This is a genomic window from Corallococcus sp. AB011P (assembly GCF_003611605.1).
GTDB lineage: Bacteria > Myxococcota > Myxococcia > Myxococcales > Myxococcaceae > Corallococcus > Corallococcus coralloides.
In genome coordinates this window covers 283,203-297,449 of record NZ_RAVX01000001.1, presented here as the reverse complement: position 1 = coordinate 297,449, position 14,247 = coordinate 283,203, and the positions used below count along the sequence as shown (strand labels likewise).

Below are 14,247 nucleotides of genomic sequence, written 5' to 3'. Positions count from 1 at the left end.
AAGCCTACACCGCGTCCCCGCTGCATCCTCCATGAACGCGCGGGAAGCCCCCAGGGCTTCGCACCCTTCGCATACCCGGCTGCTACCAGAGCATGTCCTGGTCCTCGGTGACGCCGGGGACGTTGGACAGCTTCAGCTCCTGGCCACCCACGCGCAGGGTGCCCTCGAAGAAGCCCACGGGCTGGGCGAAGTGGCTCACCACGAGCCGCAGGTTGCGCTCCTCGCGGTGCACGTAGATGGGCTTGAAGCGCAGGTCCACCGCGCCGTCCGCCGTCGTCAGGCGCCACGGGTCCAGCAGCTCCTTCGCGTCGTACTCGAAGCGCGCGCGGCCCACCGGGTAGAGCCGGTCGCCCAGCCAGACGGCGTTCTCGTTGGCCTCGGTGGCGCTCTCGTTGAAGCCCTCCACCAGGTTGAGCCCCACGGGCGTTCCGTCCGGCAGCCGCCCGGCCGCGAAGGCCCAGCGCCAGGCGGTGTGCCGCGCCAGGTAGCCCTGCGTGTAGTCCATGCCACCCACGCCGCCGTCCAACCGGAAGCGCCGGCCCCCCGCCTCCAGACTCCCGAAGGCCAGCAGGCCGCTGCGCTTCTGGGTGACGTTGACCAGCCCGTCGCCCTCCACCGGCGCGATGACGGTGAGGGCCGGCGGACCGCCTGCCACCAGCAGCTCGCCGTTCCACTGGAACGTCTGGAGCGACTGCGTGCGCATGCGGCTGACGTCCACCTCCACCTGGTAGCGCTCGTCGGACTCGCCGCGCTTCACGGACATGCGCCCGCCCAGCGTGCGGAAGGCCGCCACGAGCCCCGCGCCCGGCTTGTCGCTCACCTCCGCCAGCGGCCCGGGCACGCCCAGGAAGCTCACGTCACAGAGCGGCTTCTTCTCCTGGAGGTCCACCGCCACCGCGAAGGCGTTGGCCGTGTAGCCCAGGTCCACCACCGCGAAGAGGGCCGCCACCTCCTGCGTGGCGACGAAGGTGTAGTGCCAGCGCTTGCGCTTGAGCAGCCGCGTCGCGCGCCCCGGCGCCCACTTCCCCAACAGCCGGGGCAGGTCCACCTCCGGCAGCTCTCCCTGGTACGTGCCGAACCGCGGTTCCCCTGCCGTGGAGGCCACCGAGTTCGGGGCGAAAGGCAGCAGGGCTTCTCGTTCACGCTCAAGCGTCATCGCGAAACATTGGACGGCACTTCGCCGCCCCTGTCACGTGAACACGCTGGCCAAGTTGTGCCCCGAAGACACTCGCCCCCCCGGCTCGGTTGACCCATGCCTGCTCGCTAGCTCCTGCCGAAGATGATGCGCTCCTGGGTCAACAGACGCGTGGTGAAACGCAGCGCCACCAGTGACACCACCACGCAGGACACGAGCGCGAGCAGGAAGGGCACCGGCCCCAGCGTCTCGCCGCGCATCACCTCGCCCGCGAGCAGCTCCTGTCCCAGCACCGGCACCGCGAACATCCACGTCTGCGTCTGGATGGGAGACAGGGCCAGCAGCATCCCGGGCAGCGTGGGCAGCACCATCAGGAGCGACAGGTACGTCTGCGCCTCCTTGAACGAACGTGCATAGGTGGACACCCACATCTGCACGGCGGACGCGGCCAGCACCAGCGGCAGCACCGCGGCCAGCATGCCCAGCGCGGCCGGCGTGTCGAAGCGGGCCCGCACGCCCAGGTCCTCCAGCGGCACGCGCTTCACCACCAGGAAGTAACCCACCAGACACAAGAGCACGCCCGCGCCCGCCATCGCGCAGGTGGCCAGCCACTTGCCCGCCACCACCGCGCCGCGAGGGGCCGGGTTGAGTAACAGGGGCTCCAGCGAGCCGCGCTCGCGCTCGCCCGCCATGGTGTCGCTGGCCAGCTGCATGCCGCCCGCGAACGCCGCCATCACCAGGAACAGCGGGATGGTGGTGAGCACCGTGGCCGCGGTGCGCTCGGGAGTGGACAAATCCAGCTCGTCCACGCGCACGGGCACCGCCAGCTCCGGCGACACGCCGCGCGCGAACAGGCGCTGGCTGCCGGTCTGCTGCGAGTACACCGCCAACATCCGCTGCGCGCGCTGCACGGACTGACGGGCCTTGTTGCGCGAGCTGTCCATCACCAGCCGCACCGCCGCGGTGTGCCCGTCCGTGAAGTCCTTCGAGTAGTCGTCCGGCACCACCAGCACCAGGTCCAGCTTCCCGGCCTGCACCAGCGCCTCGTAGTCCTGCGGGGCCTCCGACAGCTTCGCGCCGTAGCGCTCCAGGAAGGCCATCAGGCTGGGCGCGTGCTCGCGGCCCACCACCGGCATCTCCAGCGGCCGGTCCTGCCGGTACCAGGAGGCCATCACGTTGAACATCACCAGGAACACCAGCGGGCCCAACAGCGGCCACATCACCGCGGTGCCCAGCGTGCGCTTGTCCCGCAGATGGTCCAGCACTTCCTTGCGCAGCACCGTCCCGATGAGGCCCTTCATTCGCGCAACCCCTGCTCGCTGCCAATCACGCTCACGAAGGCTTCCTCCAGGCTGTCCTTGCCGGTGCTCGCGCGCAGCGCATCCGCCGTGCCGTCCGCCACCACCCGCCCGCGCGCCACCACCACGATGCGGTCACACAGCGCGGCCACCTCCTGCATCACGTGGCTGGAGAACACCACGCAGCAACCCTGCGCCTTCAACTTGCGCAAGAGCGTGCGCACGGAGCGCGTGGCCATCACGTCCAGGCCGTTGGTCGGCTCGTCCAGCAGCACGTTGCGAGGCCCGTGCACCAGCGCGCGCGCCAGCGCCACCTTCACGCGCTCGCCCTGGCTGAAGCCCTCCGTGCGCCGGTCCGCGATCTCCTTCATGTCCAGCAGCTCCACCAGCTCCTCCACGCGCGCATCCAGCGCGGAGCCGGACAGGCCGTGCAGCTCGCCGAAGTACCGCGCGTGTTCGCGCGCGGTGAGGCGCGGGTAGAGGCCTCGCGCGTCGGGCAGCACGCCCAGCGCGCGCCGGGCCGCCTCCGGCTGCTTCGCCACGTCCACGCCGTCCACGGTGGCGGTGCCGCCGTCCGGGCGCACCAGCGTGTAGAGCATGCGCAGCGTGGTCGTCTTGCCCGCGCCGTTGGGGCCCAGGAGGCCCGTGATGACGCCGTCCTCCGCTGTGAAGGTCACGTCATTCACGGCCGTCACGGAGCCGAAGCGCTTGTGCAGGTTCCTGGCTTCAATCATGGGCGCTTGAGTCCTACGGAACAGGGCCGGCGAAGGAGGTGAAGAAGGGCGGCCGCTTGAGGCCCGCGCCACAGTCGGGCGTCAGGCCCTCCACGCTGCCGCGCGTGAGCACGTCCGCCATCAGCGTGCGCGCGCAGTCCGCGCCCACCGTGTTGTGCCCCAGCCCCGGCACCACCACGTGCAGGCTGTGCGTGAGCGTCCGCTTCGCCTCCTCGCCCCAGGGTGGCGGCGTCACGGGGTCCAGCTCGCCGGACAACAGCAGCGTGGGGATGTCCGACTTCACGGGCTCGCGGAAGCTCGCGGGCACGTTCGCCTGGGGCCACTTCGCGCACGCGCGCTTGATGTCCAGCGCCATGCGCGGGCCGAACCAGGTGCCCTTCGCTTCACGCTCGGCGTCCTCCTCCGTGAAGAAGGGCGCGTCCTCCGCGCACACCACCGCCAGGAACATGCCGCGGCTGGTGGTGCGCGCCACCTCGTCGGTGAGCCCCAGCGACAGCGCCACGAAGGGCGTCCAGTCGTCCTTCGCGGCGCGGTCCAGCATCAGCGGGACGAGCGACGCGACGTCCGGGCTGTAGAGCAGCGAGAACAGCTCCGACAGGAAGACGCGCCGGGTGAGCGTGAAGTCCTCCGGCACGCCCGTGCGCGGGTGCGACAGGTGCACCTTCGCGGGCGCGGCCTCCAGCTTCGCGAGCAGCGCTTCCGTGCGGGCGCGCAGGTCCGGATAGGCCTTCGCGCAGACGCCGTCCTTCGCGCACGCGTCCATCAGCAGGTCCAGGGCGCGCTGACCGTCGCGCGCGGCGTACAGCGGCAGGTACTGCCCCATGGGGGCCACGCCATCCAGGATGGCGGTGCGCACGCGGTCCGGGTGCTGGCGCATGTACACCAGCGCCGCGCGCGTCCCGTAGGAGATGCCCCACAGGTTCACCTGCCGGTAGCCCAGCGCCGCGCGCACGTCGTCCAGGTCGTCCATGGCGATGGACGTGGTGTAGAGCCGCTCGTCCGCGTCCCAGCCCTTGCGGCACTGGGGAATCACGTCCGCGTCCTCGCGGTCCTCGAAGCGCTCCGCCAGCGACGTGCGCGAGGGGTTCAACGCCTCGCAGTCCAGCGGGTGCGAATCCCCCGTGCCGCGCTGGTCCACGAACACGATGTCGCGCTGACGCCGGATGCGATCCAGCGCGGGCAGGATGCGCGTGCGGGACGCCGCCTGGCCAGGGCCGCCCGCGAGGAAGAACAACGGGTCCTCCTTCGGCTGCGACGCGAGCGCGGGCACCACCACCACGCGCAGGGAGATTTTGCGCCCCTTCGCCGCGGCCCGGTCCTCGAAGACCTCCAGCGTGCCGCAGAGGGTCTGCGCGGCCACCCCGTCCAGCCGGCACGGCTTCAGGTCCATCCGCCGCGCGGAGGCCGTCTCCGCGTTGGAGGACCGGGAGCAGCCCGTGAGTGACAGCGCCGCCAGCACCGCCAGCGCGAGCCACCTCCCCGGACGGCTTCCCGGAGGCGCGGCGAGGGGGTGAGACAAGATGCCACCTGTCACGGCGGGCCAACCTCCAGCACGGGGGAGTCCCCTTGGCGCATACCATTGGCGCACCGAAGGTGCACCCGTCGAAGCCCCGACACGCGCGGCGATTGAATCCGCGCGAACGCGGTGCGTCCTCTGCTACGCCCATGCCCATGAAGAAACGCGCGTTCCTGGTCCTCTTCGCCCTGTCGCTCACCACGCTCTCCGGCTGCGCAGCGCTGCAGAGCCTGCTCAACGGTGCCTTCAAGAAGCCCACGCTGAAGTTCAAGACGGCCCGGCTGGCGAACGCCTCCCTGTCCGACGCCACGGTGGATCTGGTGTACGAGCTGGACAACCCCAACAGCCTGGGACTGAAGCTGGCGTCGGTGGACTACGCCTTCTTCGTGGAGGGCAAGCAGCTGGTGGCCGGCAAGCCGAAGGAGGGCCTGAACCTCAAGTCCAACGGCAAGAGCCAGATTGTCTTCCCCGCCAACGTGAAGTTCGCGGACATCGCGCCGGTGGTGACCACGTTCCTGGACAAGGACGCGGCGGCCTTCAGGGCACAGGGGACGCTGGGCATCCAGACGCCGCTGGGCGTGCTGAAGTTCCCCCTGGAGAAGGAGGGCACGTTCCCCGTCCCCAAGATTCCCCAGGTGCAGTTCCAGGCGCCGCGCATCACCAACGTCACGCTGAGCGGGGCCACGGTGGAGTTCCCCCTGGCCATCACCAACCGCAACGCCTTCCCCCTGCCGGTGGCGGGCATCACCGGCGCGCTCAAGGTGGCGGGCGCCAACGTGGGCAACCTGTCCACGGGCAACCTGGGCATGCTGGATGGCAGCGGGACGAAGCAGGTGACCCTGCCGCTCACCATCAACTTCGCGAGCGCCGCCTCCGCGGCCATGGCGCTGCGCTCGGGCGGTAACGCGCAGGTGAGCCTGACGGGCAACCTGACGTCGGACGCGCAGTCCGTGCCCCTGAACCTGAGTCAGCTCGTGAATTTCACGAAATAGACAGCAGGGCATGCAGGGAAGCGGGCGGTGCATGGGACACCGGGGATGTTGTCCCCGGGCAGGGGAGCCGTTACGGTTGCGCCGCTTCCCGAGGGCCCCCCATGCGCCGCATCCTCTTCAAGTCCAAGATCCACCGCGCGACGGTGACCCAGGCCGACCTCGACTACGAGGGTTCGGTGACCATCGACAAGGACCTGCTCAAGGCGGCGGACATCCTGCCCTTCGAGAAGGTCGCGGTGTGGAACGTCACGCGCGGCACCCGGCTGGAGACGTACGCCCTGGAGGGCGAGTCCGGCAGCGGTGTCATCTGCATCAACGGCGCCGCCGCGCACCTGAACCAGCCGGGTGACCTGGTCATCCTGGCCACCTTCGCGGAGGTCGAGGAGGCGGAGGCCGCCCACTGGAAGCCCACGGTCGTCTTCGTGGACGGCAAGAACCGGGCGGTTCCCGGCGTCACCGAGGAAATCCCCGGGCCCGCGCGCCGTATCGCGTAGAGACGCCCACGGGGTCCTTCCGGCACCTTTTGCCGCACCTGGCCCTGTCTGCCATGCTTCCCGCCTTTTCCTTGTTGGCGCGGAGGCGCGGCGACGCGCGTCCCGGAGGCGATGACGCGATGAAGTGGACGTGGGCGGGACTGACGGTCCTGGTGGCGGTGGCGGGGTGCAAGCAGGTGGGTCCGTATCAGCGTGACCCCAACGAGGAGGACGCGTTCGTCTCCAACGTGCCGCTCATCCGCGCGCCCGCCCAGGACCGCTGCGCGGCGCTGGGGAAGTCCTCCGTGCGCGGCGGCTGTGACGACGCCCTCTACCTGGCCCAGATGTACGCCCGGCGCCTGTCGGTGGGGGACGAGGTGTGCCTGGAGGGCGGCTTCGGCGAGGAGCCGGGCGCGGCGTGCAAGGCGCGCGCGGCGGTCATCGACACGGGGCCCAACCGGGTGAAGCTGGAAGTGCGCTCGGCGCGTCCGGATTCGCGGTGGTTCAAGTCCGAGATGCGACACGGCTGGTACGAAGAGGGCGCGTTGGTGGACCTGTACCTGGCCGAGCGGGGTTACTAGAGACGACCGGCCGCGTGCATCGCGGCCAAGGAGGAGGACATGGCCTTCTACGACGGCGTGACGGAGCGGCTGGGCTTCATGAAGAAGCTGACCCCCGCGGAGCTGAAGAAGCTGGGGTCGCTGCGCCTGTCGGACCTCATCCAGGGGGAGATCGGCCGGGCGCGCGTGCGCGTGGCGGCGCTGGAGAAGCGCTACCCGACCGCGACCACCAAGGAGCTGGCGCAGCGACTGGTGGATGAGAAGAAGAGCCTCGCGGGCATGGTGGGCGGCGTGAGCGGCGTGTTCGGGCTCATCTCGCTGCCGGCGGACCTGACGTTCATGGCGTACCTGCAGCTCGTCCTGCTCACCGACGTGGCCACGCTCTACAAGGCGAACCTCAAGACGGACCGGGCGCGCGGGGAGATGTTGGACTTGTTCGGCTACGCCAACGGGCTGGGGCCGCTGCACCGCTCCGGGCCGAAGGTGCTGGGGAAGCTGGCGGCGCTGCTGCTCGCGAAGGGCGGCATGACGACGCTGGGCCGCGCGATGCCGCTGGTCGCCGCGCCCATCACCGCGTACCTCAACAACCAGCACATCCAGATGGTGGGTGAGCAGGCCGTGCGCTTCTACGAGGGCTTCGACAAGGCGCACGCGAAGGCGCGCAGCGCCCGGCGCAAGGCTGCTGGCGCGGAGTAGAGCGCCCCGAGAAAATCAGGTCAGCAACCAGTTCAATATGTCCGTCACGTATCTCCGTTGATGACTTTCGCGGTCCCCATGGGGCCGGGATGCCGGATGCGACGCACGCAGGGCCGGACGCGGCGCTTGCTTACGGCATGGAGGGGTGCATGACGGAGCTTTCGGTGGAGGTGCGCGTGCAGGTGGCGCGGTGGCGGAATCTTCTCGTGGACGCGGCCCGCTGCGGCGCGCTGGAGAGCCCCCTGGACGTCCTGAGCCATCCCCACTGGGAGCCTCGGGAGCTCCAGGCGCTCTGGTGGCTGCGCTCGGAGAGCCTGCTGCCCGTGGGTGTGCTCGCCACGCGCCTGGGGGGACTGGCCATGCCACGCCTGAGCCGCCTGGTGGACCGGCTGGAGGACGGCGGCCTCGTGCGGCGGGAGCGCTCGGTGCGGCATGATCGCCGGCGCGTGCGCGTGCGCCTCACCGACGCGGGCCGCGCGCTCGCGGATCAGCTCGATGCGCAGGTGCAGGAGCGCATGGCGCGGCGGCTGGCCCCGCTCCAGGGAGAGACGCGCAGCGCGCTGATGGACGTCCTGGAGCTGTGGGTGCAGGCCCTGACCGTCCAGGCCCGCACCGCCGAGGAAGTGGCCGAGGAGAGCGTCGAGCTGGCCAGCGTCCCCGACGAGCTTCTAAGGGCGTCGGCCGCCTGAACTACAGCCGCACCTCCACGACGCCCGAGCGGCGGCACGCCTCCGCTCCGTCGCCCTCCCATTCGTTCCCCGCGCCCTGCACGAACATCGGCAGCACGTCCGAGGTCACTGCGCCCAACCGCCAGTGCCCCGCGCTGTCCGTCTCCGCGCGCATGGGTGGCATCGAACGGTACTTCCCGCCCACCATCACCAGGGCTCCCGCCACGGGACGTCCTTGATGGGTGACGTGAACCTCACAGGAGGGGCCGGCGGAAGGCGCTGGTGACAGCCGCACGTCCACGCTCGTGTCGTCCGCGCCCATCTGCGCCACGCTGCTGGGCCGTGACGCATAGGGCGCTGACGCGACCTGGACGCGGTAGGTCCCGGGCTCCAGCAGGGACACCGCCATGCCGTCCTCCTCCGGAACGAACTCCCGCGAAGGCACCGCGCTCCACAGCCCCTGCGCGTCGCGGCGCTCCAGCAGGTACACCGGATAGGGCGGCACCGTGCGCTCCTTCAACTGCGCCCGCGTGAAGCCATCCATTCGAACGACCAACCACCGGTACAACGGCACGCGCCACTCGACGTCCACCACGCCCTGCATCTCCTCTGTCGGCGTGAAGTCGAAGTCCCACATCGAAGGCGCCTCCGGACGGCCTTCCCCCTTCATTCCCCGATAGACGTTGAAGCGCGTCGTTTGCCATGCCGGCACGTCGGGAATCGTGAAGCGTCCCTCCCCGTCCACCGGCTCCTCTCCTCCCGGCCAGCTCACCATCCGCCCACCGGACCGGGACGAGTTCCCCAGCAGGACCCGTCCGCGCAGGGTGACGGAGCGGCCCACGCCTTCGGGGAACAGCCGCGCCACGTCCAGCGTCACCGGGGTCACGGTGCCTTCACGCAGGCGCACCTCGACTGGGCCACCCTCACGTCCCGAGGGCGCGCGCAGCCACAGCCTCACCGCCCGGTCCGGAGGCAGCGGCGCCAGGCGCGTGTCCGCGTCCGGGCTCAGCGGCACCGGCGAGCGATTCACGAGCGCCCATCCCAGGTCCGGGTTCACCAGCGCCAGCATGGGCTGAAGAGCGCTGGCCCGCTCGGCGTCGTGCGGATCCACGTCGCGCTCGATGCGCACGGAGAACGTCCCCTCCATGTTCCGCGCACCGTCCAGCCGGATGCTCACGCCCGTGGGCCGGTTCGCTCGCAGCACGCCCGCGTCCAGCGTGCCCGTCTTCGGCAAGGAGCCCGGCACGAAGTCCGCCCACCAGAAGGTCCCGTCCGGTTCGAACGCGACCACCTGGTAGCGCGGCGCGGGCGGCACGGCGACGGGCCCCACCACACCGCCCTGCGACGAAGCGGTGGCCGGCGCCTTCATCCACTCGCGCACGTTGGCCAGGTCCTCCAGGCTCGAAGGCCCCACGAGGCTGATCGTCTTCTGCCGCTTCTCCTCCTCCCACCATCCCTCATCCCCTTCGATGACGAACGCCGCGCCCACACGCGCCTCACCCGCGAACGGATGCGCCCCCTCCAACGTCGCCGTCAGCCACAGGCCCGCGTCCGCCACGGCCTCCACCGGGAGAGCCACCTCCGGCACGCTGGCGTCCTCGACCCTCACGGACACAGGAGGTGATGGCGGCACCAGCGGTGACGCGGGCTCGGGACGCAGCAGCATCCACAAGCCCACGCCCACGAGCACCACCACCAACATCCCGACCAGGCCCTGCTTCAAGCGCATGCGGCGTCAGTCCGTGTCGCTGTTGGAGTACAGGGACAGCCACACCGGCGCGTGGTCCGACAGGCGGGTGACGTAGTCCAGCGGGTTCGCGATGTAGTCGCGGCCGGTGCTGGAGAACTCCGTCACGTAGCTGTCCTGCATCCAGAAGTGATCGTACGCGTTGGCGTAGCCCCCGGACGAGTTCATGGTGGTGGCCACGTCCAGCTTGCACGTCACCGCGGGCGACAGGCCCTTCAGCTGGCTCCAGGACGCGTGGGTGCAGGCCATGTTGTGGTCACCCACGAGGATGACGTCCTGGTCCGTGGTGCTGGCGGACTGCACGGACGCGAACACGCCGTCGATGGCCTGCGCCTCCAGCGTGCGGTCCGTCGCCGTGCCCCACACCGCGTGCCAGTTGAGGAAGGTGTAGTCCGCGCCCGTGGGCACGTGGCGCACCTTCACCACCTGCGGCTCGCGCTCGAACAGGTCCCCCGTGTCCGTCCACACCGTGGAGGACAGCAGCGACACCGTGTCCGTCCGGTACAGCACCGCGTAGGACTCCTTGTAGGACGACCGGCCGATGAGCGGCGTCACCACCGCCTTCCACGTCACCCCGGAGACCTGCGTCAGGTTCGTCGCGATGGCCGTCGCCGCGGCCGCGTCCATCACCTCCTGGAGGAACACCAGGTCACAGCCATTGTTCGAGTTGCTGTTCACACCGAACTGGTTCCACAGCTGCTTCGCGTCATCCAGGTAGGTCTGCTCGGCCGCCCATCCCTCGTGGCGGAGGTTCCAGCTCACCACCCGGAGATACGAGCCCGCCTGCGCCAACGCGGGGAGCACCAGCACAGTCAACACCAGGACGCGCGACAAGAAGGACGACCCTCTCATTTCACGGCACCTCCAGCCCAGCGGGAGAAAAGCGCCCCATCTTCGGCATGCCAGCGCCCCAGGAACAGCCCTCCTTCGTGGAATCGAGGTGACAGCCCACCCCGCACGACACTCCCCGGACACCATCCATAAAATGCAACTTGATTGCATGTGACTCCCGGTGGCACTTATTGCGGGCCCTGCCTTCACCCGCGGTACCCACCCAAGGAGTCCCCCATGTTGAAGCATGCCCTGCTCGCCGCTGGCGCCGTCGTCCTGCTCGCCGGCTGCGGTACCGAAGAAGCCCCCACCCCGGAGTCTCAGGCCCCCGTCACCCAGGAGTCGGAGCTGCTCGCCGTCTGCGAGGACACGGAGGAACTGGCGGAGGTCGCCGAGCACTCCTGCTTCCACGCCGAATACGGTCCCTTCGAGTCCGTCATCGCCGCGGCCCATGGCGGCCCGTCCTTCGTGGACGTGAGCGTGGGACACACCACGTACAACGTCACCCTGCCGGCCATCAGCTACCAGCAGTGGACGCTGGGCTACGCGGGCTCCGTCATCTTCACCCCGGAAGAATCCACCGAGTACGCCTTCCTCACCTCCGGCTACCGCGCCGTCCGCGTCTTCAACGCGGCCACGAATGAGGAGGTCGGCCTTGAGTGCCGCTACCACGTCCCGCAGGAGGTCTGCGGCAGCCTGCGCACCGCCGTCACGGCCGACCTGGAGGGCGGCGTGGACTACCGCCTGGACTTCGCGGCCGTCGTTCCCCAGCCCGCCACGTTCCTCCTCATCATCGAGGAGACGGGCCACGACCACCACGAGGAGTAGGCCCGCCTGAGTGAAGGCCCGTGGACACCTCCAAGGCCCACGGGCCTTCCCAACATCCAAAAACTTCTGTATCTCAGTTGCATATACATCACAAATCCAGATGAGGCAGCCCCATGCGTACCCCGTTTCCAGCCCTCCTCCTGGCCGGCGGCCTCGCGGTCCTGACCGCCTGCGGCGGCGACGACGCCACGCCCGGCACGCCCCACGAGCAGGGCGACCCATGCGACCCCAACGGCCACATCCACCGCGAGCCTGAGGGCGACTGGTGCCACTGCAACCGGGGCTTCCTGGCCAGCGAAGAGGGCCTGTCGTGCGTGGCGGACCCGGACTACGTGCCGCGCACGGACTTCGACTTCGGGGACAACGGCGAGCACGCCTGCTGGCACGTCACGAACGGCCCCTTCGCCACCGTCACCGCGTCGCCGGAGCGGCAGCCGCGCGTGGACGACTTCCACACGCACTACACCGTCCAGCTGCGCCCGGAGAACGGCCAGTCCGTGGGCACGTTCAGTTTCAAGGCCTGGGCCAGCGGTGACTTCATCCTCTACCTGAGCACGCCCGACGTGGCCGTCACGGTGAAGGAAGGCGAGCGCGTCGTGGAGCCCCTGGGCACCCAGGCCACGGGCGGCTTCTGCGACGGCCTGAAGCAGATGGTCGGCTACGAGCTGACGGACAAGGTCCAGTACACCGTCACCTTCGGCCCCACCGCGCTCACGAAGCTCGGGCTCGTCATCGAACACCTCCAGTGACGGACTGAATCGCACCGGGAATTATTGCAACAAAGTTGCATTTACGACATGAGTGGGTCACCGGACGCACCGGCGGCTTCCTGGCCGCCTGGCACCCCGCCGCGCCCGGCATCCCGAAAGGAAACACCCATGTTGAAGATGAAGCGCATCGCGCTGGGCGCGTTGTTGTCGCTCGGCCTGACGGCCTGCGGACCGATGGAGGAGGCGAAGGAGGCCTCCTTCGAGGCGCAGGATTCGCAGGAGTTGGAGGCCGGTTGCACGTCGCTGGGCACGGGCATCACCACGCACGCGTGCGCCCACGCCGGCAACCCCACGGACCACGTGTCCGTCACGGCGAGCGCCACGCGCGTCACCAGCGCGCCCGCCATCAGCACGAAGCACAAGGCCTATGACCTGGCGCTGCCGTCCGGCGCCGAGGGCTCCGTGACGTACGTGCCGGCCACCACCGGCTCCTACGCATTCTACCGGACGCAGAACGTGGCCTTCACCGTCGTCAACGGCGCCACCAGCGCCACGGTGCCCTCCGCGCTGACGCACAGCGTGTCGTCCTCGGGGTGCTCGTTCACGCACGTGTCCGTCTATGACCTGACGGCGGGCACGACGTACATCCTCGCGGCGGGGCCGGCGTCCGGCAACGCGCTCACCGTGGTGCCGGAGTTCCTCAACGACACGCGCACGCGCTACTACCAGGACGCGGACGGTGACGGGTACGGCAACAACGCCACGTCCGTGCTCACCGCGTGCACGCCGCCCTCCGGCTACACGACGCAGCGCTTCGACTGCAACGACACGCCGGGCTCCGGCGCCAGCATCAACCCGGGCGCCGCTGAAATCTGTGGCAACGGCATCGATGACAACTGCGACGGGTCGCAGTGCTGACCGCCGTCCCCTGACGCGGGCCTGAAGCGGTCCGCTCCCGCGCTGGAGCACCTCGCTCGGAAGGGTGCTTCGGCGCGGGCCTTTCCCCGCATGCATGAAGGACTCCCGTCGATGCGTCTCTCCTCCGCCACCTTCCTGTTCACCACCTGTGCCGCCCTCGCGCTGACCGGCTGCGATGACGACGACCCCATCGTCACGCCAGACGCTGGCCTCCCGACGGACGCGGGCTCCGATGCGGGCACCAGCACCGACGCCGGCACGACCGCGTCCACCGCCACCGTCACCACCTCCCGCCCCTCCGAGGGCGAGACGGATGTCTACCCGCTGGAGATGTACCTGGACGCGTCCGGACAGACGCCGGTCATCGCCTTCCGCAAGGTGCTGACGCTCACCTTCAGCGAGCCCATGGATCCGTCCATTGCCCAGGTCACGCTGCACGACCGCACGGACACCACCGTGCCCGCCCGCGTCCTCACCGGCACCTGGTCCGAGGACGCGCGCACGCTCACCGTCACCGTGCCGCGCACCGAGGAGAGCACCCGGCCGCTGGAGGTCTCCACGCACCACGCCCTGGCGCTGGACGCGCTGAGGGACGCGGCCGGACTCGCGCTTTCAGCGGCCACCGTGGGACTGGGCGGTGACACCGCGCTGGACTTCACCACCGGCGAGCGCGACCCGGAGCTGGAGCACGCGTGCACGCACACGCTCGTCAACACGCCGGAGGCGGTCACCGCGGGCCGCACGCCCTTCGACTTCCCGCCCGACACACACACCGGCCACGCGCTCTACGACGTCACCCTGCGCTCGGGTGAGGCGGGCTTCGGTGGCTACACGGGCTTCATCTCCGACCCGGAGAACGCCGAGCACGTCACGCTCTACCTGAACCAGCAGGTCCCCACGAAGGTCACCAACGACACTGCGGGGACGGACGTGGCGTCGGTGCTCGCCCCCGCGCGGTTCATCTGCGCCGGCATCACGCACACGGTGACGTTCACGTCGGAGCCGGGGGATCAGCTCCACCTGTTCCAGTTCGGCCCCGTGGCCTCGGAGCACCTCCAGTTCGTACTGGAGCGCGAATAGCAATCCCCCACAGCCCTCGGGGAGGGCGTACGTCCACCAGGACAAGGTGGGCCGCCCCGCC

Annotated in this window: 15 protein-coding genes; 9 read left to right on the top strand and 6 right to left on the bottom strand. The window is 69.9% G+C overall.

Annotated features, from left to right (window positions below; translation table 11 throughout):
- Window positions 1-82 precede the first annotated feature (82 nt).
- From D7X30_RS01290 to D7X30_RS01275, 4 genes are all read right to left on the bottom strand, one after another.
- On the bottom strand, window positions 83-1,156 hold the full coding sequence (locus D7X30_RS01290; protein ID WP_120561000.1) for a DUF2804 domain-containing protein: 1,074 nt from the start codon (window positions 1,154-1,156) through the stop codon (window positions 83-85).
- 107 nt (window positions 1,157-1,263) lie between these two features.
- On the bottom strand, window positions 1,264-2,436 hold the full coding sequence (locus D7X30_RS01285; protein ID WP_120560999.1) for an ABC transporter permease: 1,173 nt from the start codon (window positions 2,434-2,436) through the stop codon (window positions 1,264-1,266).
- On the bottom strand, window positions 2,433-3,167 hold the full coding sequence (locus D7X30_RS01280) for an ATP-binding cassette domain-containing protein (protein ID WP_120560998.1): 735 nt from the start codon (window positions 3,165-3,167) through the stop codon (window positions 2,433-2,435). Before D7X30_RS01280 ends, D7X30_RS01285 begins: the two co-directional genes overlap by 4 nt.
- A 13-nt stretch (window positions 3,168-3,180) precedes the next feature.
- The gene (locus D7X30_RS01275; RefSeq protein WP_120560997.1) at window positions 3,181-4,701 is read right to left on the bottom strand and encodes an alpha/beta hydrolase; all 1,521 of its coding nucleotides are present in this window, start codon (window positions 4,699-4,701) and stop codon (window positions 3,181-3,183) included.
- A gap of 131 nt (window positions 4,702-4,832) precedes the next feature.
- Between D7X30_RS01275 and D7X30_RS01270 the strand changes: the two genes are divergently transcribed.
- The 5 genes from D7X30_RS01270 to D7X30_RS01250 all read left to right on the top strand — a co-directional run bounded on the left by D7X30_RS01270 (window position 4,833) and on the right by D7X30_RS01250 (window position 8,093).
- Complete coding sequence (locus tag D7X30_RS01270; protein WP_014400193.1) at window positions 4,833-5,675, top strand: LEA type 2 family protein; 843 nt, start codon at window positions 4,833-4,835, stop codon at window positions 5,673-5,675.
- 101 nt (window positions 5,676-5,776) lie between these two features.
- On the top strand, window positions 5,777-6,169 hold the full coding sequence (panD, locus tag D7X30_RS01265; RefSeq protein ID WP_120560996.1) for an aspartate 1-decarboxylase: 393 nt from the start codon (window positions 5,777-5,779) through the stop codon (window positions 6,167-6,169).
- 119 nt (window positions 6,170-6,288) lie between these two features.
- Complete coding sequence (locus tag D7X30_RS01260) at window positions 6,289-6,729, top strand: hypothetical protein (protein ID WP_120560995.1); 441 nt, start codon at window positions 6,289-6,291, stop codon at window positions 6,727-6,729.
- A gap of 39 nt (window positions 6,730-6,768) precedes the next feature.
- A complete protein-coding gene (locus D7X30_RS01255) occupies window positions 6,769-7,404 on the top strand; it encodes an EcsC family protein (RefSeq protein ID WP_120560994.1) in 636 nt (211 codons plus the stop codon).
- A gap of 149 nt (window positions 7,405-7,553) precedes the next feature.
- A complete protein-coding gene (locus tag D7X30_RS01250) occupies window positions 7,554-8,093 on the top strand; it encodes a MarR family transcriptional regulator (RefSeq protein WP_120560993.1) in 540 nt (179 codons plus the stop codon).
- A 1-nt stretch (window position 8,094) separates the two neighbouring features.
- On the opposite strand, the gene D7X30_RS01245 is transcribed toward D7X30_RS01250, so the two are convergent.
- Together D7X30_RS01245 and D7X30_RS01240 are read right to left on the bottom strand one after the other, a co-directional pair.
- Window positions 8,095-9,801 carry a carboxypeptidase regulatory-like domain-containing protein gene (locus D7X30_RS01245; protein ID WP_120560992.1) on the bottom strand — a complete coding sequence of 569 codons (1,707 nt, stop codon included), beginning with the start codon at window positions 9,799-9,801 and terminating at the stop codon, window positions 8,095-8,097.
- Between the two features lie 6 nt (window positions 9,802-9,807).
- On the bottom strand, window positions 9,808-10,671 hold the full coding sequence (locus tag D7X30_RS01240) for a deoxyribonuclease I (RefSeq protein ID WP_120560991.1): 864 nt from the start codon (window positions 10,669-10,671) through the stop codon (window positions 9,808-9,810).
- Between the two features lie 216 nt (window positions 10,672-10,887).
- On the opposite strand from D7X30_RS01240, the gene D7X30_RS01235 reads away from it, so the two are divergent.
- The 4 genes from D7X30_RS01235 to D7X30_RS01220 all read left to right on the top strand — a co-directional run bounded on the left by D7X30_RS01235 (window position 10,888) and on the right by D7X30_RS01220 (window position 14,186).
- Window positions 10,888-11,478, top strand: coding sequence for a hypothetical protein (locus D7X30_RS01235; protein ID WP_120560990.1), 591 nt, complete (start codon window positions 10,888-10,890; stop codon window positions 11,476-11,478).
- 113 nt (window positions 11,479-11,591) lie between these two features.
- Window positions 11,592-12,227, top strand: coding sequence for a hypothetical protein (locus tag D7X30_RS01230; protein WP_120560989.1), 636 nt, complete (start codon window positions 11,592-11,594; stop codon window positions 12,225-12,227).
- A gap of 129 nt (window positions 12,228-12,356) precedes the next feature.
- Window positions 12,357-13,106 carry a putative metal-binding motif-containing protein gene (locus tag D7X30_RS01225; protein WP_120560988.1) on the top strand — a complete coding sequence of 250 codons (750 nt, stop codon included), beginning with the start codon at window positions 12,357-12,359 and terminating at the stop codon, window positions 13,104-13,106.
- 111 nt (window positions 13,107-13,217) lie between these two features.
- A complete protein-coding gene (locus D7X30_RS01220; RefSeq protein ID WP_120560987.1) occupies window positions 13,218-14,186 on the top strand; it encodes an Ig-like domain-containing protein in 969 nt (322 codons plus the stop codon).
- The last annotated feature ends 61 nt before the right edge of the window (window positions 14,187-14,247 follow it).